General features: G+C 66.9%; 27 protein-coding genes. 15 read left to right on the top strand and 12 right to left on the bottom strand.

Annotation, left to right across the window (positions count from 1 at the left end):
- Window positions 1–34 precede the first annotated feature (34 nt).
- The 5 genes from FHX72_RS18235 to FHX72_RS18215 all read left to right on the top strand — a co-directional run bounded on the left by FHX72_RS18235 (window position 35) and on the right by FHX72_RS18215 (window position 4,474).
- Window positions 35–1,003, top strand: a complete 969-nt coding sequence (locus tag FHX72_RS18235) for a PstS family phosphate ABC transporter substrate-binding protein (RefSeq protein ID WP_183626976.1) — start codon at window positions 35–37, stop codon at window positions 1,001–1,003.
- Between the two features lie 28 nt (window positions 1,004–1,031).
- Complete coding sequence (pstC, locus tag FHX72_RS18230; RefSeq protein ID WP_183626974.1) at window positions 1,032–1,985, top strand: phosphate ABC transporter permease subunit PstC; 954 nt, start codon at window positions 1,032–1,034, stop codon at window positions 1,983–1,985.
- Entirely contained in the window at window positions 1,985–2,890 is a 906-nt protein-coding gene (pstA, locus tag FHX72_RS18225; RefSeq protein WP_183626972.1) for a phosphate ABC transporter permease PstA, read from the top strand. Before pstC ends, pstA begins: the two co-directional genes overlap by 1 nt.
- Window positions 2,891–2,993: 103 nt before the next feature.
- On the top strand, window positions 2,994–3,764 hold the full coding sequence (pstB, locus tag FHX72_RS18220; RefSeq protein WP_338110175.1) for a phosphate ABC transporter ATP-binding protein PstB: 771 nt from the start codon (window positions 2,994–2,996) through the stop codon (window positions 3,762–3,764).
- A complete protein-coding gene (locus FHX72_RS18215) occupies window positions 3,761–4,474 on the top strand; it encodes a response regulator transcription factor (RefSeq protein WP_183626968.1) in 714 nt (237 codons plus the stop codon). The genes pstB and FHX72_RS18215 overlap by 4 nt, the downstream gene beginning before the upstream one ends.
- On the opposite strand, the gene FHX72_RS18210 is transcribed toward FHX72_RS18215, so the two are convergent.
- Both FHX72_RS18210 and FHX72_RS18205 read right to left on the bottom strand, forming a co-directional pair.
- Window positions 4,443–5,297: an arsenate reductase/protein-tyrosine-phosphatase family protein gene (locus FHX72_RS18210; protein WP_221187056.1), complete on the bottom strand. Its 855-nt coding sequence runs from the start codon at window positions 5,295–5,297 to the stop codon at window positions 4,443–4,445. The two genes, FHX72_RS18215 and FHX72_RS18210, sit on opposite strands and share 32 nt — an antisense overlap.
- Before the next feature lie 104 nt (window positions 5,298–5,401).
- Window positions 5,402–5,725, bottom strand: a complete 324-nt coding sequence (locus tag FHX72_RS18205) for an ArsR/SmtB family transcription factor (RefSeq protein WP_183626965.1) — start codon at window positions 5,723–5,725, stop codon at window positions 5,402–5,404.
- Window positions 5,726–5,906: 181 nt separating this feature from the next.
- Here FHX72_RS18205 and arsB point away from each other — a divergent pair, with 181 nt between their 5' ends.
- From arsB to FHX72_RS18155, 10 genes are all read left to right on the top strand, one after another.
- Complete coding sequence (gene arsB, locus FHX72_RS18200; protein ID WP_183626963.1) at window positions 5,907–7,001, top strand: ACR3 family arsenite efflux transporter; 1,095 nt, start codon at window positions 5,907–5,909, stop codon at window positions 6,999–7,001.
- A gap of 55 nt (window positions 7,002–7,056) precedes the next feature.
- Window positions 7,057–7,467, top strand: a complete 411-nt coding sequence (locus FHX72_RS18195; RefSeq protein WP_183626961.1) for an arsenate reductase ArsC — start codon at window positions 7,057–7,059, stop codon at window positions 7,465–7,467.
- Window positions 7,468–7,473: 6 nt separating this feature from the next.
- Window positions 7,474–8,154 carry an arsenate reductase ArsC gene (locus FHX72_RS18190; protein WP_183626959.1) on the top strand — a complete coding sequence of 227 codons (681 nt, stop codon included), beginning with the start codon at window positions 7,474–7,476 and terminating at the stop codon, window positions 8,152–8,154.
- The gene (gene trxB, locus FHX72_RS18185) at window positions 8,151–9,140 is read left to right on the top strand and encodes a thioredoxin-disulfide reductase (RefSeq protein ID WP_183626957.1); all 990 of its coding nucleotides are present in this window, start codon (window positions 8,151–8,153) and stop codon (window positions 9,138–9,140) included. Before FHX72_RS18190 ends, trxB begins: the two co-directional genes overlap by 4 nt.
- Before the next feature lie 15 nt (window positions 9,141–9,155).
- Window positions 9,156–10,532, top strand: a complete 1,377-nt coding sequence (locus FHX72_RS18180) for an FAD-dependent oxidoreductase (protein ID WP_183626955.1) — start codon at window positions 9,156–9,158, stop codon at window positions 10,530–10,532.
- A gap of 99 nt (window positions 10,533–10,631) precedes the next feature.
- On the top strand, window positions 10,632–10,904 hold the full coding sequence (locus FHX72_RS18175) for a hypothetical protein (RefSeq protein ID WP_183626953.1): 273 nt from the start codon (window positions 10,632–10,634) through the stop codon (window positions 10,902–10,904).
- Window positions 10,897–11,244, top strand: a complete 348-nt coding sequence (locus FHX72_RS18170; RefSeq protein ID WP_183626951.1) for a hypothetical protein — start codon at window positions 10,897–10,899, stop codon at window positions 11,242–11,244. The genes FHX72_RS18175 and FHX72_RS18170 overlap by 8 nt, the downstream gene beginning before the upstream one ends.
- A gap of 30 nt (window positions 11,245–11,274) precedes the next feature.
- Entirely contained in the window at window positions 11,275–11,880 is a 606-nt protein-coding gene (locus FHX72_RS18165; RefSeq protein WP_183626949.1) for a hypothetical protein, read from the top strand.
- On the top strand, window positions 11,877–12,170 hold the full coding sequence (locus tag FHX72_RS18160) for a hypothetical protein (protein WP_183626947.1): 294 nt from the start codon (window positions 11,877–11,879) through the stop codon (window positions 12,168–12,170). The genes FHX72_RS18165 and FHX72_RS18160 overlap by 4 nt, the downstream gene beginning before the upstream one ends.
- Before the next feature lie 81 nt (window positions 12,171–12,251).
- Window positions 12,252–12,611 carry a hypothetical protein gene (locus FHX72_RS18155; protein ID WP_183626945.1) on the top strand — a complete coding sequence of 120 codons (360 nt, stop codon included), beginning with the start codon at window positions 12,252–12,254 and terminating at the stop codon, window positions 12,609–12,611.
- A 6-nt stretch (window positions 12,612–12,617) separates the two neighbouring features.
- Here the strand turns inward: FHX72_RS18155 and FHX72_RS18150 are convergent, their stop codons facing one another.
- From FHX72_RS18150 to FHX72_RS18105, 10 genes are all read right to left on the bottom strand, one after another.
- Window positions 12,618–12,815, bottom strand: coding sequence for a hypothetical protein (locus tag FHX72_RS18150; RefSeq protein WP_183626943.1), 198 nt, complete (start codon window positions 12,813–12,815; stop codon window positions 12,618–12,620).
- A 43-nt stretch (window positions 12,816–12,858) separates the two neighbouring features.
- Window positions 12,859–13,110, bottom strand: a complete 252-nt coding sequence (locus FHX72_RS18145; protein ID WP_183626941.1) for a glutaredoxin domain-containing protein — start codon at window positions 13,108–13,110, stop codon at window positions 12,859–12,861.
- 19 nt (window positions 13,111–13,129) lie between these two features.
- Complete coding sequence (locus tag FHX72_RS18140; protein WP_183626939.1) at window positions 13,130–13,810, bottom strand: SOS response-associated peptidase; 681 nt, start codon at window positions 13,808–13,810, stop codon at window positions 13,130–13,132.
- 42 nt (window positions 13,811–13,852) lie between these two features.
- Window positions 13,853–15,820, bottom strand: a complete 1,968-nt coding sequence (locus FHX72_RS18135) for a bifunctional DNA primase/polymerase (protein WP_183626937.1) — start codon at window positions 15,818–15,820, stop codon at window positions 13,853–13,855.
- Between the two features lie 183 nt (window positions 15,821–16,003).
- Window positions 16,004–16,240 (bottom strand): hypothetical protein, encoded by a 237-nt coding sequence (locus FHX72_RS18130; protein WP_183626935.1) that lies wholly within the window; start codon window positions 16,238–16,240, stop codon window positions 16,004–16,006.
- Window positions 16,241–16,331: 91 nt separating this feature from the next.
- Entirely contained in the window at window positions 16,332–17,159 is an 828-nt protein-coding gene (locus tag FHX72_RS18125) for an FHA domain-containing protein (protein ID WP_183626933.1), read from the bottom strand.
- 2 nt (window positions 17,160–17,161) lie between these two features.
- A complete protein-coding gene (locus tag FHX72_RS18120; protein ID WP_338110173.1) occupies window positions 17,162–18,718 on the bottom strand; it encodes an AAA family ATPase in 1,557 nt (518 codons plus the stop codon).
- 12 nt (window positions 18,719–18,730) lie between these two features.
- Complete coding sequence (locus tag FHX72_RS18115) at window positions 18,731–19,825, bottom strand: M23 family metallopeptidase (protein WP_183626930.1); 1,095 nt, start codon at window positions 19,823–19,825, stop codon at window positions 18,731–18,733.
- Between the two features lies 1 nt (window position 19,826).
- Entirely contained in the window at window positions 19,827–20,375 is a 549-nt protein-coding gene (locus tag FHX72_RS18110) for a hypothetical protein (protein ID WP_183626929.1), read from the bottom strand.
- A gap of 137 nt (window positions 20,376–20,512) precedes the next feature.
- On the bottom strand, window positions 20,513–20,800 hold the full coding sequence (locus FHX72_RS18105) for a helix-turn-helix domain-containing protein (RefSeq protein ID WP_235812757.1): 288 nt from the start codon (window positions 20,798–20,800) through the stop codon (window positions 20,513–20,515).
- Between the last annotated feature and the right edge of the window lie 30 nt (window positions 20,801–20,830).

Raw genomic sequence — 20,830 nt, 5'->3', positions numbered from 1 at the left:
TCGTTGCGGATGCGTCCGCGTTGGAAGGATTGTAATGACTGCTAAGTCGCTCAAACTCGCTGGAGCCTCGTCCGTTGCTGCTCTCGCACTCCTGGTGCTGACCGCATGTGGGGGCCAGGGCGGTTCCGGCAGCGCGTCGGAAGGTGAGGGTGCCGGGACTGGTTCCGTGACCACCGACGGCTCGTCCACCGTTGCCCCGCTGACGGAGGCTGCTGCTGACCTCTTCCGCGACACCGAGCCCGGCATCAATGTCACGGTCGCAACCAGCGGCACCGGTGGCGGCTTCTCGAAGTTCTGCGCCGGCGAAACGGACGTCTCGAACGCCTCGCGAGCTATCTCCGATGAGGAGATCGCCGAGTGTGAAGCCAATGGCATCGAGTTCACCGAGATCGTCATGGCTAACGATGGGCTCTCCGTGGTCGTGAACCCGGAGAACGACTGGGCAACATGCCTGACGGTCGAACAGCTCGCCACCATGTGGGGACCGGAAGCCGAAGGCAGCGTCACCAGCTGGAACCAGATCGACCCGTCATTCCCCGATGAGCCGCTCGCGCTCTTCGGCGCGGGCACGGACTCGGGCACGTTCGACTACTTCACTGATGCCATCAACGGCGACGAGGGCGCGATCCGCACCGATTACAGCCCCTCCGAGGACGACAACATCACCGTCCAGGGCGTCTCTGGCGCGAAGGGCGGCGTCGGCTTCTTCGGCCTCTCCTACGTGGAAGAGAACGCCGACTCGGTCCGTGCCGTCGAGATCGATGGCGGCAGCGGATGCGTAGCTGCCACCAACGAGACCGTGCAGGACGGCAGCTACCAGCCGCTGGGCCGCGAGCTCTACATCTACGTCGCAAACGCCTCCTACACGGACAAGCCGGCCGTGAAGACCTTCGTTGACTTCTACGTCGCCAACTCCACGGACATCGCGGGCAACGCACTCTTCGTGCCACTCACGGACGAGCAGGTCACCACCGCGCAGGACGAACTCGCCGCCCTGGCCTAAGAACTCCACGACACCACTAGGGACCTTCGTGCCAAACGTCGTCACCTCTGGGGAGCCCACTGTCCAGCAGGGGGCTCCCCGCTCCGTCCTCAGCTCCGGCAACCGCCGAACCGGTGAACGCCTGGTCCGCCTCGCGCTGCGCCTTGCCGCGTCACTGGCGGTCGTCATCACCTTCGGTATCGTCATCGCACTCCTGGTGCCCTCCATCGGATTCTTCACCGAGGTCCCCATTTGGGAGTTCCTCTTCGGTACCCGCTGGGCTCCCCGATTCGCGGACGCCTCTTTCGGCGTCGTTCCACTCCTGACCGCGACCGCATGGACGACACTGATCGCCCTCGCTGTCGCGGTCCCGATGGGCCTCGGCGCTGCGGTATTCCTCTCTGAGTACGCCCGCCCCAAGTGGCGACGGATCCTGAAACCCATCCTGGAAGTGCTCGCCGGCGTCCCCACCGTCGTCTACGGCCTCTTCGCCCTGCAGTTCGTGCAAGCACGGGTGTTCCGCGAATGGCTGCAGCTGCCCACGGAAGCGTTCAGCGTGCTCGCCGCCGGCATCGTGATGGGGATCATGATCGTTCCCACCATCGCCTCCATCAGCGAAGACTCCATGTCCGCCGTACCACAGGCCATGCGTCAAGGATCGGCGGCCCTCGGAGCGAACCGCATGCAGACCACCCTGCGGGTTGTGTTCCCGGCCGCACTGTCCGGCATCATCGCGGCGGTCGTGCTCGGCATCTCCCGAGCCGTCGGCGAAACCATGATCGTCGCCATTGCCGCCGGGAACCAGGCACGCATCGTCACCGGTCCTCTCGAACAGGGCCAAACCATGACCGGGTTCATCGCGAACGCCGCCCTGGGAGACTCCCGGGTCGGATCCATCGAATACGACACCCTCTTCGCCGTCGGCCTGCTGCTGTTCCTGCTCACGTTGCTAATCAACGCCGTTGCCGTTCGCATCGTCCGTCGCTTCCGAGAGGCCTACTGATGTCCACGAAACTCGCCCCGCTCGGAACCCGACCCTCCATCGCTGGACGCGTGCGGGGAGGAGAACTCAGCCCACGCTCGGTCGCATTCCTCATCCTGCTCTGGATCTGCCTCTTCATCGCGCTCAGCTTCCTGGTGACCCTCATCGTTACGACCTTCATCGACGGCATGGGCCGTCTCGATGCTGGCCTCATCACGGAATACCCCTCTTCGGACCCGGAGCGCGCCGGCGCGCGCCCGGCGATCCTCGGCTCCATCTGGGTTATCGCGGTCACCGCCGTGCTCACCATTCCCCTGGGGGTGGCCGCGGCGCTCCACCTCGAGGAGTTCGCCGACAAGAAGAACCGCTTCAATCGGTTCATCGAGCTCAACGTGCAGAACCTCGCCGCCGTCCCGTCCATCGTCTACGGCCTGCTGGCACTCTCAGCACTCAGCTTGATCGGCGTGCGGGACAAGAACATCGTCATCGGTGGGGCGCTCGCCCTTGGCCTGCTCATCCTGCCGGTCATCATCATCTCCACGCGTGAGGCGCTGCGAGCGGTTCCCCTCGACATTCGGCAGGCCTCGATCGCGTTGGGGGCATCCGAGGTGCAAACCGCGTTCCGGCAGACCCTGCCCGCGGCGGTTCCGGGAATCGCGACCGGAACGATCTTGGCGCTCTCCCGAGCGCTCGGTGAGGCCGCGCCGCTGCTGCTGCTGGGCGCCCTGGTCTTCGTGAGCTTCGACCCGAACGGGCTCCTCAGCGGGTTCACGACCATGCCGATCCAGATCTTCAACTGGACCGGCAGACCGCAAGAGGAGTTCCACACGCTGGCGTCCGCCGCCTCGATTCTCCTGCTCGTGATCCTGCTCGCCATGAACGCGATCGCCATCATCATCCGCAACCGATTCCAGCAGCGCTGGTAGACGCGAGGCAACCATGACTACAAACGCCACCACCAACCTCTCCGACGGCCTGCACATCGCAACCCGCAAGCGTCCCCAGATTCCCGCCGTTCCCGAGCCGGTCATCGAATGCCATGGCGTGGACGTGTACTACGGCTCGTTCCGGGCCGTGACCAACGTGGACCTCACCTTCGGCAAGAACGAGATCACCGCCCTCATCGGCCCATCGGGCTGCGGCAAGTCAACGCTGCTCCGGTCGCTGAACCGTATGAACGACCTCGTCGACGGAGCCCGTGTAGAGGGCAAAGTCCTCTTCCACGGGCAGGACATCTACGCGAAAGACGTCGACGCGATCTCCGTGCGCCGACGTATCGGCATGGTCTTCCAGAAGCCCAACCCGTTCCCCAAATCGATCTACGACAACATTGCGTATGGGCCGCGCGTGGTCGGCATGAAGCCGTCCTCGATGGACGACCTTGTCGAAGAGGCGCTCACGAAGGCGGCGCTCTGGAACGAAGTGAAAGACAAGCTGAAGCAGAGCGCGTTCGGGCTCTCCGGTGGGCAGCAGCAGCGTCTCTGCATCGCCCGCACGATCGCCGTGCGCCCGGACGTGATCCTCATGGATGAGCCCTGCTCCGCCCTGGATCCGATCGCGACGACCCGCATCGAAGATCTCATGCACGATCTGCGACGCGAGTACTCGATCGTCGTGGTGACGCACAACATGCAGCAAGCGGCCCGCATCGCAGATCGCACGGCGTTCTTCACGGCACTGGCCGATGAGACGAGCGGTGACCGCACCGGCGTGCTCGTCGAATACGACCAGACGACGAAGATCTTCGAAGACCCGGCCGACAAGCGCACCGAGGACTACATCAGCGGGCGATTTGGGTGAGTGCAGCCCTCACGGCTGCTGACGGGCAGCTGCGAGTCGTCACCATCGGCCGCCAGAACTACGTGACGCGCAGCCGAGCCGCCGAGTTTCGTCACCTCGGAATGGCGCTCGTCCACTACTCAGCATTCGTGGACGCGCTGCTCGACCTCGCCCAGCACGCGGCCCACGCGGTGGTCCTCAGCAGCGAGCACGCAGACGTGGGACCGGACGAGGGGGCCACCCTCGTCCGGTCCCTCACCGAGGCCCCCCTCTTCCTCGCGGTGAGCCCCCGGGCCCGCCCCGGCGTCACCACTGCTCGTGCCCGACACTCGCGCACCTACGCGATCCCCGCGCCCGTGTCCGCAGCGACGCTGCGGGTCGCACTCGGTGAACTGCCCGAGCCTCACTTCGTCGAGCGGCTCCAGCTCGGAGAGCTCCTCCTCGAAGTTGACATCACTCGAGCGCACTGGCACGGACACGACCTCGCCCTCGTCGGTCGAGAATTCGATCTCCTCCACTGTCTCGCGCGCGCCTACCCCGTCACGCCAAGCTTCGCTGAGCTCGCGATCGCGGTGGGCGGAACCCGCAACGTGCGCGCCATCGCCACACGCCTCCGTCTGCGCATCACCGATTCTGCTCCCGGGACCCCCGACCTCCTCGATCCACGAAGCGGCGGCGTCCCAAGACTCAGTCCGACGCTCACCGACTCGGCGACGCCAACGTCTGAATGAGGTTCCGGACGCGATCCACGATCTGATCGCGAATCTCCCGCACCTCGCCCTCGGAGCGACCGACAGGATCCGCGATCGGCCAGTCCATGTACCGTCGCCCCGGATACACCGGGCACGCATCCCCGCACCCCATCGTGACCACGAAGTCGGCCGCCTGAACGACTTCGTCCGTCAACGGCTTCGGGAACTCCGAGGCGAACGGGACACCGATCTCCGCTAACGCCGAGACGATACTCGGGTGAACAACGTCTGCCGGTTTGGAGCCCGCCGTCCGGACATGCACACCCTCGCCGGCGAGGTGACGAAGCACCGCGGCCGCAATTTGGGAGCGGCCGGCGTTCTGCACACACACGAACAGCACCTCAGGGATCGCCGCGGGTCGCAGCCCGGTGGCAGCCACCAGCGCATCGAGGCGCGAGGTCGCGAACTGCGCCGTCATCGCCACCAGATGGTCGTCAGCGTTCACCCGCGGCACCAACAGCTCGTAGCTGCGCTCGACGTACTCTCGGACCGTCTCCACGGAGAGCACGGACGCGAACCGATCCGAGAGGTCCCGCACAACACGCTCCAACCCCGCAACCGGCGGCCGGGGCCGATCAGGAAGAGATGCGATCGCGATCGGCGTGCCGGCGAGGAGACGGCCGAAGCGTATCCACGCCTCGGCCGTCAACTGCGGAGCCCCTTTCGCATCCCAGAACACCAGCGCCACCTCCTCCAGCGCAGACAGCGACGCGGCGAACTCCGAGCTGGACAGCTGGATGCCGGCCGCGAGTGCCGCAAGCGGTGTGTGCTCGGCGGGGCGAGCCGCGAGAGCACTCAGCACTCGCAGATTCGCGGGAGACGCGAGAAGATGCAGCTGCCGCGAACGCGCGTGCGCTGACTCATCGTCCAATGGTCGTGCGAGCGATCCCGGCGGGACGTGCATGGCTACCTCAATAGGTCGACGATCTCCTGCTTGCGCTCGCGCGCAATCGACATCCACACGTGGCGGCCACGCTGTTCGCGGGTCAAGATTCCGTCCTCGAGCAGGATGCGCAGGTGATGCGTGATGGTGGGCTGACGAAGCCCCAAACTGGTCGCGAGCTCACCCACCGTCGCTTCCCCGGTCGCACTCCCGAGCAGCATGCTCAGCACTTGCAGCCGAGTGGGATCTGAGATGGCTCGGAACGTACTCGCGAGCGCCTCAGCGGCGGGGCGACTCAACGGACCCGACGGCGTGGCGTCAACGGACGCAAACTCGGGACCAGTCATCACCCGAGTCTAGATCCGCAAGCTGCCACCCCCAACCGCGAACACCGGTTACGAGTCGGGGGCAAAAGGCTGAACCACAGCTGAACTCCTCCCGGTCAGATTGACAGCCATCGATATGGTGACAATACTCGAATCGATCAGCATCGATGTCAACTGCCGAAGCCGGCAGATCTGGAGTTTCATGAGCACCCCCACCGCACCTGCCCGGCTCGGCACCCTCGATCGCCTTCTCCCCGTCTGGATTCTCCTGGCCATGGGAGTGGGCCTCCTGCTGGCGGTGTTCGTGCCCTCCGTCGGCGCGTTCCTGCACACCTTCGAGATCGGCTCGGTGAGCGTGCCGATCGCCATCGGGCTGCTGGTGATGATGTATCCGGTGCTCGCGAAGGTCCGCTACTCGGATGCACGGGCCGTCGCGGGGGACCGGAAGCTGCTGATCTCCTCGCTCGTCATGAACTGGCTCGTGGGCCCCGCCCTCATGTTCGCCCTCGCGTGGCTGCTGCTGCCAGATCTGCCCGAATACCGGACCGGGCTCATCATCGTGGGGCTCGCACGCTGTATCGCGATGGTGCTGATCTGGAACGACCTCGCCTGCGGGGACCGGGAAGCGGCCGCGTTCCTCGTGGCGCTAAACTCCGTGTTCCAGGTCATCATGTTCGGGGCGCTTGGCTGGTTCTACCTCCAGCTGCTCCCGTCCTGGCTGGGCCTGCCCACGACCAGTGCGGACTTCTCGTTCTGGGCGATCACGATCAGCGTGCTCGTGTTCCTCGGTATCCCGTTGCTCGCCGGCTACCTGTCCCGCCGCATCGGGGAATCGACGAAGGGCCGCGACTGGTACGAGTCCAGGTTCCTCCCTAAGGTGGGCCCATTCGCGCTCTACGGGCTGCTGTTCACGATCGTCATGCTCTTCGCGCTCCAGGGGCAGCAGGTCATCGACCGCCCAATGGATGTCGCACGCATCGCCCTGCCGCTGCTCATCTACTTCGCCGTCACCTTCCTCCTCGGCTTCGGGCTCGGGAAGCTCGTGGGGCTCGGTTACGAGCGCACCACGACGCTCGCGTTCACGGCGGCGGGCAACAACTTCGAGCTCGCGATCGCCGTCGCCATCGGCACGTTCGGCGCGACCAGCGGGCAGGCCCTCGCGGGCATCGTCGGCCCACTGATCGAGGTGCCCGTGCTCGTGGCCCTCGTCTACGTTGCGCTCTGGCTGCGCCCCCGGCTCTTCCCCGCCGCAGCAGCCAGCCCGGCACCCGCTGCGTCGACGTCCACCCTCGCCTGACTCGCTCCACCTCCTTCTTTGACCCCGCTCCACCCACCTCTGTGAAAGGCCCCTGATGTCCACGAAACCTTCCGTGCTGTTCGTCTGCGTCCACAACGCTGGCCGCTCCCAGATGGCCGCCGGCTACCTCACCGCCCTCGCAGGTGGGCGTATCGAGGTGCTCTCCGCGGGGAGCGAGCCGAAAGACCAGATCAACCCCGTCGCCGTCGAGGCCATGGCCGAAGAAGGCATCGATATCGCGGGGAACACCCCGAAGGTGCTGACCACGGAAGCCGTCCAGGCCTCCGACGTCGTGATCACGATGGGCTGCGGCGACGCCTGCCCGTTCTTCCCCGGCAAGCGGTACGAGGACTGGAAGCTCGACGACCCCGCAGGCCAGGGCATCGAGGCCGTGCGCCCCATCCGCGACGACATCAAGCAGCGCGTCGAAGCGCTCATCGCCGAGCTCCTTCCCGCGAAGGCGTAGCCGACCATGACTGATCTGAGCCAGCGCCGCGGACTGCCCGGCCTCGCCTACCCCGAAGCAGCCCTGCACCGCCTTGCCGACCAGCTCGCCGAGCAGTTCACGGGCATCCTGAACAGAGAGACGGTCGAGCGATACGTGCTCGAGTCGTACGCGGCACTCCTGCGCACCTCCACCGTCAAGGCGCACCTCATCACCAACACGACCAGGTTCGTCAAAGACCGACTGACGGCGCTCGCGCAGGCGAAGGGCGACATCGCTCGCCCCGTGCCGGAGATCCTCTTCCTGTGCGAGCAGAACGCGGGCCGTTCCCAGATGGCCGCGCTCCTCACCCAGGCGCTGGCCGGCGACAAGGTGCACGTGCGCTCCGCGGGTTCCGCACCCGCGAAGACCCTTCACCCGGAAGCGGTCGACGCGATGGCGGAGCTCGGCCTCGACCTCGGCCAGGAGTTCCCCAAGCCCCTCACCGACGATGTCGTGCAGGCCGCGGACGTCGTGATCACGATGGGCTGCGGCGATGCCTGCCCGGTCTACCCGGGCAAGCAATACCAGGACTGGAACCTCACCGATCCGTCCGGGCTGGGTGCCGACGAGGTGCGGGCGATCCGCGACCAGCTCCACACGCACGTCACCGAGCTGCTCGCCGGCCTCGGCGTCACCCCCATCGCGCTCGAAGGCTCCCGCGCGTGAGCGTCGAGAACGTCGTCGTCGTCGGCTCCGGCCCGGCCGGGTACACGGCTGCGATCTACCTCGCCCGCGCAGGACTCTCTCCGGTGCTGCTCACCAGCGCCGTGGAAGCGGGCGGCGCGCTCGTGAACACCACGGAGGTCGAGAACTTTCCGGGCTTCCCGGCCGGCGTCCTCGGCCCCGACCTGATGGAGAACATGCGGCAGCAGGCGGAGCGGTTCGGGACGCGCATCGTCGTCGACGACGCCACGGAGTTGCAGCTCGAGGGTCCGGTCAAGACCGTTGAAACCGGATACTCGGGCACGTTCGATGCGCACGCCGTGGTGCTCGCCATGGGGTCCGCGTACCGGAAGCTCGGTGTTCCGGGTGAGGAGCGGTTGACCGGGCACGGGGTGTCCTGGTGTGCGACGTGTGACGGGTTCTTCTTCAAGGGTCAAGATATTGCCGTCGTCGGGGGCGGGGACTCCGCCCTGGAGGAGGCGATGTTCCTGACTCGCTTCGCGAACAGCGTCACCCTCATCCACCGCCGCGATTCGCTGCGCGCCTCGAAGATCATGCAGGATCGTGCGTTCGCGAACCCGCGCATCACCGTGCGCTGGGACTCGGAGGTGCTCGAAGCGGTCGGCACTGATCACCTCGAATCGCTGCGCCTGCGCGACACCGTCACAGGTGAGCTCGACGAGCTGCCCGCGACGGGGCTGTTCATCGCCGTCGGCCACGACCCCCGCAGCGAGCTCGTCGACGGGCAGGTCGACGTCGACGAGAACCGGTACGTGCGCGTGAGCGCACCCACCACCCACACCTCTCTCACGGGGGTGTTCGCGGCAGGCGACCTGGTCGACTTCCGGTATCGGCAGGCGATCACCGCTGCGGGCACCGGCTGCGCCGCAGCCCAAGACGCGGAGCACTACCTCGCCTCCGCGGGCCTCGCCACCTACCCGCAGGCTGCCACCGCTGAACTCGACGCGGCCGCCACACCCGTCCGCTAACCCAAGGAGCCAGTCATGACCACCTCCCCAGCGACCACCCCAGCATCGACCACCGGGCTCGACGCGTTGCCGGTCGCGATCATCGGCGCGGGGCCAATCGGCCTCGCCGCCGCCGCGCAGCTGCTGGAGCGAGGGCAGGAGGTGGTCGTGTTCGAGGCAGGAGACCAAGCTGGAGCCTCTGTCGCAGCGTGGGGACACACGCGCCTGTTCTCACCGTGGGAGTACCTCGTCGACGAAGCCGCCGCGCGCCTCCTGGACGATGCCGACTGGAACGCACCACCCGCCAAAACCCTGCCCACCGGGCAGCAGCTCGTCGACGACTACCTCCTGCCGCTCGCCGCGGTCCCCGCCCTCGCGGACCGCGTCCGCTACGGCCACCGGGTGCTCGCCGTCACCCGCCGCGGCATGGACCGCACCCGCACACTCGGACGCGAACGCGCCCCCTTCGTGCTCCGCACCGAATCCACTGCGGGGGTCACCGAAACGCTCGCGCGTGCCGTGATCGACGCGTCCGGCACGTACGAGACGAGCAACGCCATCGGCTCCAGCGGCCTCGAGCCCATCGGCGCAAACCAGGTGCGCGAGCACCTCAGCCACGCCCTCCCCGACGTGCTCGGACACGACCGTGCTCAATTCGCCGGGAAACGCGTCCTCGTCGTCGGTGCCGGCCACTCCGCCGCGAACACCCTGCTGAAACTCGCCTCCCTCGCCAAGCGGGAACCTGCCACACAGATCTTCTGGGCCATCCGTGGCAAACAGCCCACCCGCGTATACGGGTCCGCCCACGACAAGCTCGCAGCGCGAGGCGAACTCGGCGGGGCCACCCGGGCGCTCGTCACCTCCGGGCAGGTCCAGCTCCTCGACCAGTTCGAGATCGACGCCCTCGCCCCCGCGGAAGATGGTGGCGTTCGAGTCACCGGGCTTCGCGCCGGAGTCGCCGCCTCCGTAGACGTCGACGTGATCGTCAACGCGACCGGGTTCCGCCCCAACCTTGACCTGCTGCGCGAACTCCGACTCGACCTCGACACCGTCGTGGAAGCACCCCGAGCACTCGCACCCCTGATCGATCCGAACGCGCACTCCTGCGGCACCGTCTACCCGCACGGCGTGGACGAGCTCACCCACCCCGAACCCGGCTTCTACATCGCCGGCATGAAGAGCTACGGCCGCGCCCCCACCTTCCTGCTCCTCACCGGGTACGAGCAAGTGCGATCCATCGCGGACGAGCTCGCCGGACACCACGAGCAAGCGCGCCTCGTCACCCTCGTCCTCCCGGAAACCGGGGTGTGCTCGACCAGCACACCCGAAGAGAACAACGTGACGAGTTGCGGCGCACCGCAACTCGTCACGAGTGACGGACAGACCCCCCAGCCCACTTCCAGCTGCGGCTGAACAACACTCCTCGCGACGGAGCCGGCGGACGGTCGCGTTGCTCCGAATCACGCCTGTCACCCCCTGTTTCGTGGTCGCTTTTTGTGGTACGTTTTTTGCATGGGTATTCGGTGGACGCCAAGCGCGGCGAAGCACGGCATTTCGCGTGAAGATGCGCTCTACGCGATGACGCATGCCGAGGCCGCAGCCGAGCTCGATGGGAAGCCGGGGGAGACCACCACGGTGTACATCGGCCACCCGCACGCGCAGACAGAGCGCTACCTCGAAGTCATCGCAGCCCACCGCCCACCGCGTGACCTCGTGATCTTCCACGTGATGGAACTGAGCGACCTGTACCGAGACCTGCCGACTGAAGGAGAAGACCATGAGTGACTACACCGAACTCGCAGCACAGGCGGAAGCTGGCGCGCTGCTCCCCAAGAAGGGCACGGTCCGTCGCGGTCCGGCCGCGGCCGCGGCCGCCCAGCGCGCCCTCATCGAGGCAGCGGGCACGGGCGATCTGGAATCGGCCGTGCGCGTCGCCAAGGGACGTCCACGTCTCGACGCGACTGCCCCCGCATCCCACGTGTGGAAGGTGCGCCCAACCCCCTTCCTCGACGAGCAAGTCCGCCTCGTCGCGCAAGAGCGCGGGATCTCCATCTCCCAGGTGGTCCGCGACGCGGTCGCCCAGTACGTCCAGACCCCGCACACCACACCGGCTGCCCGCCCATAGCCGCAGCCCGACTCCTCACCCAACCTGCCTATGACCGATGATGACGCCCGTTTCCAGCTCGCTGCCGACGCTGCGCGACGCATCGTCCGGCAGTGCCGAACGCACGTTGACGCCTCAACACTGAGGTACGCGGGCCGGCTCGCCGCCGCATCCGCCTCCACGCCATACGGCATAGAGGCTGCCGCTGCGGCTCAGGGACAGCACAAGCTCGCGCTTCAGTGGAAAGTCGCTCACGCCGAGGCGACGAGTAACGCCATGCTCTCGCACCTGCTTGGCCTCGATATCTTGCTGCAACAAGGCACCTTCTACCCGCTGCCGGCGATGCCAATTGCGAGGTCCATCGCAGAGGTCGCAGCCTCAACGTCGTGGGCGCTCGCAGCGAATGTCGAACCGGACGAGCGCGCAGCTCGTGGATACGCGGGACTGTTCCGGTCTCTGGAAAAGAGCATCTCCGGCTCCCTCACCAGCGACGCAGAACGACACCGCGTGCTCCGCGAAGGCATCGTGCAGGACCTGGCGAAGAGCGGCGTCCGCGTGGTGCGCCACACGAAAAAGGAATCTCCACCGACGAGGTGTCCCAGGTCATCGTGGGACGGGCGCACGCGAAGACCCGGTTTCAGTATTCGCAGCGGGTGACCGAAGAAATTCCCACGATTGGGGAGACCTACTCGGGGATGTCCGGAGTCGTTCACGGGGAGCAAATCCACCTCTCGACGTCCTGGCTGATACCCGACACCTACGCCCGGCTGATCGGGCTCGTGGTGCAGGAGTCGGTCGAGGCCTGGTCACGGGCCATGCACACGTGGGTGGGGGTTCAACCTGGTGTGTTCATCAACCCCAACGAACGACTCAAACTCATCCATTCCGTGCCAGAGCAGTACCGAGCAGCATTCGACGTTGAAGACGCGCGAGCCAGCGCGGAATAGGCAAGCCCGAGGGTGCCGAGAAGCGCGGCACGCATTGGCCGCCCGCCGTAAATGTCCCCGGTTGGTGGGACCCTGCGGGTCGTGTTCACCTCGTTCGATCCAGGCTCTATCGTTCCCTCAGCGGAGCTCGTGCCTGCCGCTACTGCCCTCGCGGCGCTCACCCTGCGATGCAGCCGCATCCACTACCTCGGCGTCAAAGGGCAACGCTTCGTGAAAGAGATTCAGTGGGTGCCGCTCGCGACCCGCCCCATCGACGGGCTCTCCTGGCTGCTGTGGGAGAAGGTGCCGCCCTGCTACCCGAACTCGCTTCGCGAGCTTCCCGCGACGGGCCTGGAAAGCGCGGCCGTCTTCGTCGACGGGTGCCGCTACCTCGCGGATCGGCGCAACTACCTGACCACGAGCTACGACCGACTGCCGCCTGGCGCGTGGATGGCGAACTGACTGGTGTTAGCCCAGTTCGTCGAGCAGCTCAGTGGCAGTCGCAGCGACGCTCTGGAAGTGGTCGCGTTCCGCGGTCGTGTTGCCCTCTTGCTGCGCCTTATCGAGGGCATCGCTGGCGTAGTCCTGAAGCGCGTTGACCAGGATCGCGTACCGGTCACCGTCCGTGAGATCGAGGGTCACAACGTTCGTCTGCTGCTCAGCCATGCGGGAAGTCTCGCACCTCCCTCCGACAATCGCACCGCAGCTACTAGTGGTGCGCGGCCAAGCGGTCGATATGGTCGGGACGGAACCCGGACCAGTGGTCCTCGTCGTCGACGACCACGACGGGCGCTTCCGTATAGCCGAGCTCGTCGGTGATGTAGGCGTGGGCTGCGGCGTTCTCGGCCAGGGTGACGTCGACCTCGACGAACTCGATTCCTTTGGCTGTCAGAGCCTTCTTGGTGAGCTTGCAACGTATGCAGCTCTCGCCGGTTGTGTAGACCCGCACCTCCTCGCGCACGACATCGCCCCGGTAACCGCTAGAGCGTTATGGCTTCGATGAGGCTGGCATCGGTGCGGTCGAGCTTCCGCACGTTGTTGACAGCTCGAGCAACCGGCAGCGTCGTGATCGTCGCCGCGACCGCAGCCGACGTTTCGTCGAGCTCGTGCAGCATCGCGTCCTTGTGCTCGATCTTCTCGGCGCTGATCCACCGGTCGAACATCTCCGGTTCGAGGAACACGGGCATGCGGTCGTGGATCTCCCCAGAGGCGTCCTTGGCTTCGCGGGTGATGATCGTGAACGTGGAGCGCCACTCGTCGTTCTCGTCCTTGTACGCAGCTTGTAGCCCTGCTGCGGCGAGCACGGCTGCGGGGGAGGAGATGAAGTACGGCTGCTTGCCGTCTTCCACTTCTTCCCACTCGTAGTAGCCGCTCATCGGCACGATGCAGCGGCTCCCCGCGAACGCGCCCCGAAACAAGCCGTTCGTTGCCACGGTCTCCAGGCGCGCGTTGATGCGGGGCGGGCCGCCGGCCTTTGCCCAAGACGGCCGAAAGCCCCACTTCGCAATCTCAAACTCGCGCTCACCGTCGTGCTGACGCAGGATCGGGGCGGAGTTCGTGGGCGCGACGCTGTAGGCGGGCTCCCACTCGAACTCACCGCCCGCGTCGAACTCGAACAGGAGGTCGCTGCTGGTCTTCGCGATGACGTATCGGCCGCGCATGTCGTCAGCGTAAAGCTCAGAAGTTCGGTTCGGTCGAGAGATTCACGCGGCGCGCAGCGCTGGAGCGTTGACGGTGCCAGCCCTCACGAGGGCGAGCGCGGCTCGGTGATCGCCTCGACCCTCGCTGCGGGGGTATCTCGGATAGTCCGGCCGATCGCTGACGCTGAGCAGCTGCGCGGCCGTGGGGGAGCGGCGTCGACGACGTCGCTTCCCGCGCCTCGACATCCATTGCACCTCCGCCTGCCACCACGCCCAGCAGTGCCGTTCGTCGGCGTAGCGCGCTCGACGTGCTTCGAGGTGCCCCGCGACATTGAGGGTTTGCGCCACGACGTCAACGGAGCTGCCTTCTTCCCGAGTCCAGCCGTGATCGGTCCGGGAGAGGAGGCCATGCAGGTGGAGGGCACGGAGAGCTTGCCGGGTACGGAGGGCGTCGAGACCGGTACTGCGGGTGAGCTCCTCGACGGTGAGCACGGAGCCTTCATCGACGTGTTTGTAGACGAGTCCGGCGGTTCGGCCCAAGCTGCGAGGAGCAGCGAAGGTGTCGTGCGCGAGCGCCTGCAGGTTCTTCGCAAGCCAGGCGATGTGCTGGGTTCGAGCTTGCAGGGGGGAGTGGTCGGCGGGGCGTGCACGCACTTGTGTCCGGTTACCAACTCCAGCCCCTGTGGAGAACTTTTGGGAGAGGCGGTAGCGCTGCGCGTGGGCGCCCTCCGGGGTTCCCACACGGACGATCCAGGCCGACTCCGGCGAGGCCTCGTCGGTCGGGGTGGCGAGGCGGCGAAGCGCCTCGTGCACGGTGGTGCGGCCATAGCCGGTGTCCGCGGAGATGCGGCGCACGTCGGCCTCGACCGTGAGCTGTGCGGCTTGCGCCATGTAGAGGCAGAGGGCGTCGAGGACGGCGCGGGTGCTGTGCGTGCCCGTGCGGACGCGTGAGCGGGACGAGGCACGGTCGCCGCCCCAGAGGCCTGGCATCGCGTTCGCGCGTGCCTGCGCCGCGTCCACGGCCTCGACCGTGGCAGCGCAGCGGGTGAGGAAGCCGTCATCGGTGCCGTCGCCCGTGGACGGGTTCGCGGCCACGTAGGTCACGGCATGCCTCCACGCGGAGACCAGGGCGCGTTCCCGGCCCTGTGGGGTGCGGGGGATGCGGTGGCCGTGCTTGTGGCGCTGGGACCGCACGTGCTCGAACGCGGGCGCATCGTCGACGAGCTCGCGCACGTCCGCGAGTGTCCAGCGGGCGTTCGCGCAGCCCGCCAGGACCGTAGCGAGCGAGAGGGAAGCGTCATCGATTGGGGGAGTGTCGAGCACCAAACGCACACGCGAACTCAGAGGGCGCTTCGTACCAGTGATGTGCGGGTGGCCGCCAGCATCGACGACCATGCCCTTGGTGAGAGACGTGACCGGGGCGAGCTCTTCAGCTCCTGTGTCGATGAGGAACGCCCGGAGCTCCCGCATTTGGTCCGGCGTCACCGACGGGTCCAGGAGTGCGTCGAGCGGGCCGGCAGGCCGCGACGAGTCACCGTAGCGGTGAGGGGAACCAGGCGGACGCACACACCCCGTGCGCGGATTGGTAAGGGGAGTGGGGTCCAACGACGGGAGGAGCTGAGCTGCGAGCTGCGCGAGCTCGCGCACGGTCTCGGCCGATGCCTCTTCCTCGAGCGCAAGCCAGACGTGGCGCCCTCCACTGGGACCGGACTTCGTGAGCACGTGGTCGATACCGAGCTCGTTCAACCAAAGTGTGAGCTTGCCTGCGTCGTAGACCGTGTTGCCGCGGCTCGCGTCAAGGTCGAAGCAGAGGAACCGGTAGTCGCCGGTCTCGGTCGCGAGGTACATCGCCCAGGGGCTCTGCGGCTGCTCCGCGAACACCGAAACATCGCGGCTGTACGCGTTCAGCACCTCGCCGTCAGCGAGGCGATCCGCGACGCGAATGCGCGGCCGTGGGCTGAGTGCTCTCGCCAGTTCCCACCCGCTCGGGGTGGTTGGGACGCCCTCGTGCGCACGACTCAGTGCCAACACAGGGACAAACGAGACAGATTTGGGTACTATGAGGGCACCTCCTCCTCGGAGTGGGTACTACAAAGCCCCCGGTTGGTAGCCGGGACTGTGTGGGGATTAGCTCGAACCTCAGGTCGCCAAACTCAGAGGGTTGGAGCTACGAAACTTTAGGAAGCCCGTCGCGGAAGCGGCGGGCTTCTTCGTTTAAGCCGCTGCCGTATGTGCCTCCGCATCATCGGTGAAGACCGGGAGCTGGCCATTCTCGTCACGGAGAGTGGCGGCCATACGCTCCACGTAGAGGGAGTAGGAGAGGTTGCCCGATGCTCGGGCTGCCTGCCGCATTTCTGCGGCGAGGTCGGCTGCGAGTCGCACCTGGAATGGCTTAGCGAGCTCGCCTGCGGGACGCCTGTTGCGGCGGATACCTGCGTTGTCACCGGTCATGGGTCCATGATGGAGATGACCGAGCTTGTTAACGCGGTCGTTAGCGGCGTGTCGGCGCATTGGGTGCGTTTCCTCTCGAAATCCGGGTCCGTCAGACCAAATCAATGCGGCACGTCGCGTCGCCCAGGTGCAGCGTCGTGCCGGGATGCAGCGCGTATGGCGTGCCCGCGTCGAGGCGCATGGGCGGCTCGGTCTGCGCTTCCGTGCCGTTGCCGGAGCCGTTGTCGGTGACGACGATGCGTCCCTCCTCGTCGAGGTCGACGAACAGGTGCGTGCGGGAGACGAGCTGCTGCGGGCTCTGCACGCGGATGGGCGTGCGGCCGTTGACCGGCTCGGGGTCGCGCCCGATGGCGGCGTGCCCGTCGACGACGACCGCGGGCTGCCCGTTGAAGGTGAGCTGGAGGCGTGCCGGGGGAGCGCTCGGCGCGCGGTCCCGGGTCTGCTCCTGTGGCTTGCTCTCTTCGTCGCGGATGGTGGCGAGCTGCGCGCTCTCGGTGACCGTGGCGTCGAGCTCCACGCGGTGGGGCTCGGGCGTCGCGCACTGCGAGCAGGCGGCGGCGATGACCGGCTCCAGGTGCCGACAGGTTCGGCATCGTCCCTCGATGGGGGCGAGCCCATCGGGGGAGGGCAGCTCGCCCGTCTCGTCGATCTCCTGCACGATGCCGTCAGCGCGGACGGCGAGCGTCCACGCGTTCGGGGCTTCGTCGACGTCGAGTCGGACGGGGCGGCCGAGCTGGATCGCGTAGGACACACAACGGGCGATCATGCCGGTGCGGAGCTCTTCAATCGAGGCGGCGGCGCAGGCGCGCTCGGTGCCGTTGATCGTGAGCGATCCGCTGCCGTCCGGTCGCACGAGGGCGACCATGCGCGGCCAGGAGGCGAGCTGCTGCGCATGCTGCGCGGTCTGGGTGTTCGGCATGGTCAGAGTCCCCTCGCGACGGCAGCGCCAGCGGACAGCCAGGCTCGCTGCGTCTTGACGCCGAGCGAACCGTAGCGCAGCACGCCGTCGACCATGGCTGGATCGAACGGGATCGCCGCGACGTCGCGCACCAAGCTGCGGTAGCCGTTGGCGACGTGGTCGACGTCGGCGCGGTTGCTCTTCGCGTTCGCCTGGTTGACGACGACGACAGCCTGGCGCGCGAGCTGCGCCGACTTTTCGTCCCGCTGCGACAGCGCCTCCAGCAGGAGCGCGCCCGCCTCAGCGTGATCGTCACGGGTGGTGGTAGCCAGCACGAGCTGGTCGGTGTGGTCGATCATGCGCAACCACATGGGGTCGGACTCGTCGTTGCCGGAGTCGATGAACACGAGCCGGTAATACTTCGAGGCGACCGCGTGGATCGCGTCGACGTCCTCGGGTGCCATGCGCTGCTCGTGAGCGAGGTTCGTGGGCTGCGAGCGCAGCACATCGAACCGGTCGCGCGTCTGGTGGTGCACGTAGTGGGCCAGGTCCGCGGACTGCGCGCCGGTGGACAGCAACCGGTCGACCTGTGGCAGCAGCTCGAGGAGGGTGGATTCGTGCGGCCCCTGCTCGGTGCGCCAGCCGAGCGTGCCTCGGGTCTGGTTGTTGTCCCACGTCAACACGCCTGCGCCGCCGAAGCGGGCGAACACGGCCGCAAGAAGGATCGTGGTGGGCGTCTTCGAGCTGCCGCCCTTCGCGTTCACGACGGCGATGGTGCGAGGTCCGGGCCAGTGCTGGCTCACGGCCTGCACGTCGGCGCGTTCCGCTCGCTCGTTCTCGGACGGGCTGAGACGAATGCCGATGCCAGACAGCGCGCCGCGCCATCCGGTCGTGGCGGGCTCTTCGGTTTGCTCCTGGGTGAGGAACGACTGGCGAGCGTCGCGCCGCGTCGGCTGCTCACCCTGCTGCTGCTGCTGAGCTGGCGCAGGGGCTGGCTGGGGGGCCGCGTAGCTGGGCGCAGGCGCGGAGGCCGTGGGGGTTGGAGCTGGTGCGTAGCTCGGGGCCTGCGCAGGGGCCGGCTGTTGTGGCACGGCTCTGGGTGGCGTCGAGATGAAGGCCCCTGGTGCCTGGTAGGACGGTGCTGCGGGGGCGGACGCTGCCGGGGCTGCGGGAGCGGGGAGCTGCACCGGAGCGGGGAGCTGAACGGGTGCGATGGGAGCCGCAGGCTCGGTCGCGATGATCGGCTGCGGCGCGGTGATGGGCTTGGGTTCGGTGCGCGACTTCGGGGGAGCCTGCGCGGTGTCCTCGTCGATGCCATCGCTGCTGTGCTGCACTTCGGCTTTGACTCGCCCCCACGGGTCCACGACGAGCGTCCACACCCCGTCTGGGTCGGTGGTCTCTGCCCGCACAACCTCGTTGCGGGTGCGGGCGATCTCGCTGAGCTTGTCGACGATGTAGCCGCGTGCCACGTCGACCGTGGGGGCGTCGAATGGCTCTTGCTGTCCGTCGACGGCAATGTAGCCGACGCCGGAGGCGTCCGTGCGGGCGGTGATGACGGGAACTGCCTGATTCGTGGTCACGGTGTGCTCCATCTATCCGAGAGTGATGCCCACTTGGGCGAGGAAAGGTTCGGGGTCCACGGTCTCGTCGTTGACGAGGACCATGAAGTGCAGGTGGCAACCGGTCGACTGGCCGCTGGTGCCGGTCATCGCGATCTGCTGTCCGGCTTTGACGGTGTCTCCGACGTTGACAAGGAGCCCGCTTTCGAAGGAGTGCAGGTACTTGGTGGTGATGCCGCCACCGTGGTCGAGGGTGATCGTGCCGTTGCCGCCAGAGTCGAAGCCACGGAACGTGACGGTTCCGGCTTGGGCTGCCCAGATCGGCCCGTCGCAGCCACCGGCCGCGAGGTCGGTGCCGGAGTGCAGGCGAGCGTCCCCGTAGATCGGGTGGACACGCATGCCATACGGCGAGGTGATCGGTCCCTCACCCGGCATCGCCCAGCCGGACGAGGAAACCTGGCCTGGCGTGCCCGCAACACCAGAGCACACCTGCGCGCCCGCACCGGACTTGAGGCCGGTCGTGGTGCCGGAGAGCTCTTCGACGATCTGCACCGCGCCGTCCCAGAACTTCGTGTAGTAGTACGGGTCCAAGTTGACCTGCGTGCGGTGTGCCACCAGTGTCGGTTCCACGGAGTCGCGCTCGGGCAGCGGCACTGAGGTCTCCATGGCGGAGAAGAAGATCTGTGAAGCCCGGTACGGGTCCAGGCGCTCTTCGCGGCTGCCCCAGTGGTCCTGCTGCTGGAAGAGGCCAATAGAGGTGGTGGGGGAGCCGTCCGGGTTCGTGACGCCGCTGGTTTCCCAGTCGCCGTAGTCGATGTTGTTGAGGGTGGATTCGCCCATCGCGGTCATGACGCCGATGGTCTGATCTCGCACGCTCAGCCCCATGTCTTTCCCGGCCAGGATCACGTTCGCGGCGTTGATCAGTTGCTCACGGCCATAGCCCGCGATCTCGACGTCAGGGACGCTGTTCGGATCGACCGAGACGCCGCTCGCGCCCCCCTTTGCAGGGTTGCAGGCATCGGGGTCGGAACCCAGCAGAATCACCATGCTCAGGACGATGGCGATGACCACGCCGGGGACGGCGATGAGCGCGATGAGCGCGCCGGAGCCCTTCTTCTGCTCGCTCATCTCAGTGGATTCCCTCAGGCGGCGTGAACCGCTCGACGAGCCACGGGGAGTCGCCGTACTCGCGCACGAGCATGAGCGTCCAGGTCCCTGCGTCGGTGGGGACTTCGACGTGCGCGAGGTACACGCTGTCGTCCTTCACAATGACGCCGGGGCCGGTGACTTGCGTGGCGGGGATGTTGCTGTTGCGGCTGTAGTTGTAGTCCTTGGCCGCTTTGGGAGTGAGCAGCGGCGTGAGCTCGGTAATCCACGTGTTCGCATCGACCGTGGGGCGCGCGTAGGCGGTCATGGCGGTCTCGGCGGCGGCGATCACCGCGGCGCGAGACGCCTCGTCCCAGACGGCGGGGGCTTTTGGCCCGGTCGTCTGCCCGGTCTTGTCGTCGATGATGCCCGCGGGCGGCGGGGTGAACTGGTCGAGGTCCGGGACGAACATGGTGGACGTCGGTGTCGCGGTGGGGACCGCGGTCTCTGCCGGTTCGTCCGTCGCGCACGCCGTCAGCCCGAGCATCGCGAGAAGGGCGAGACCGGCGCTGAGTCGGTGTGTGCGCGTCATGGGGAGTACTGCCCTTCGCTATGTCCACGGTTTGTGATGGGGTTACTTAGACGAGATCCAACTTCGGAACGTCGAGCATGAGGAGGCAGGATGACGAGTCTTTTGATCTCCGCATCTGTGCCCCCTCCGCGTGGCTGTCAGCTTTCTGACTCCTCTGAAACGTCGACAGCCACCTCTCCAGATGCCCCCCGGTTTGCTCCGGCTTGGAAGGTGGCGAGCAGATCGTGCTTCGTCACAAACCAGGTGCGGCCGACCTTGTATCCGGGAAGGACCCCGTCTTTCAGCCACTTCTGGACGCCCTGGACGGTCATGTTCAACCGCTCAGCGAGCTCTGGCGTGGTCAGGATGTCCGGGGCGTTGGCGAACGCTGCTTCGAGGCCCTCGTGGTCGGCCATTACGACCTCGATCCAGTATTTGCGCGCCATGCGCCCACTATACACATTTTGACGTCTTGT

The sequence above is a fragment of the Pseudoclavibacter helvolus genome, assembly GCF_014191305.1.
GTDB classification, from domain to species: Bacteria; Actinomycetota; Actinomycetes; order Actinomycetales; family Microbacteriaceae; genus Pseudoclavibacter; species Pseudoclavibacter helvolus.
The sequence above is the reverse complement of the archived record's forward strand: the minus strand, read 5'-3'. Positions and strand labels throughout refer to the sequence as shown.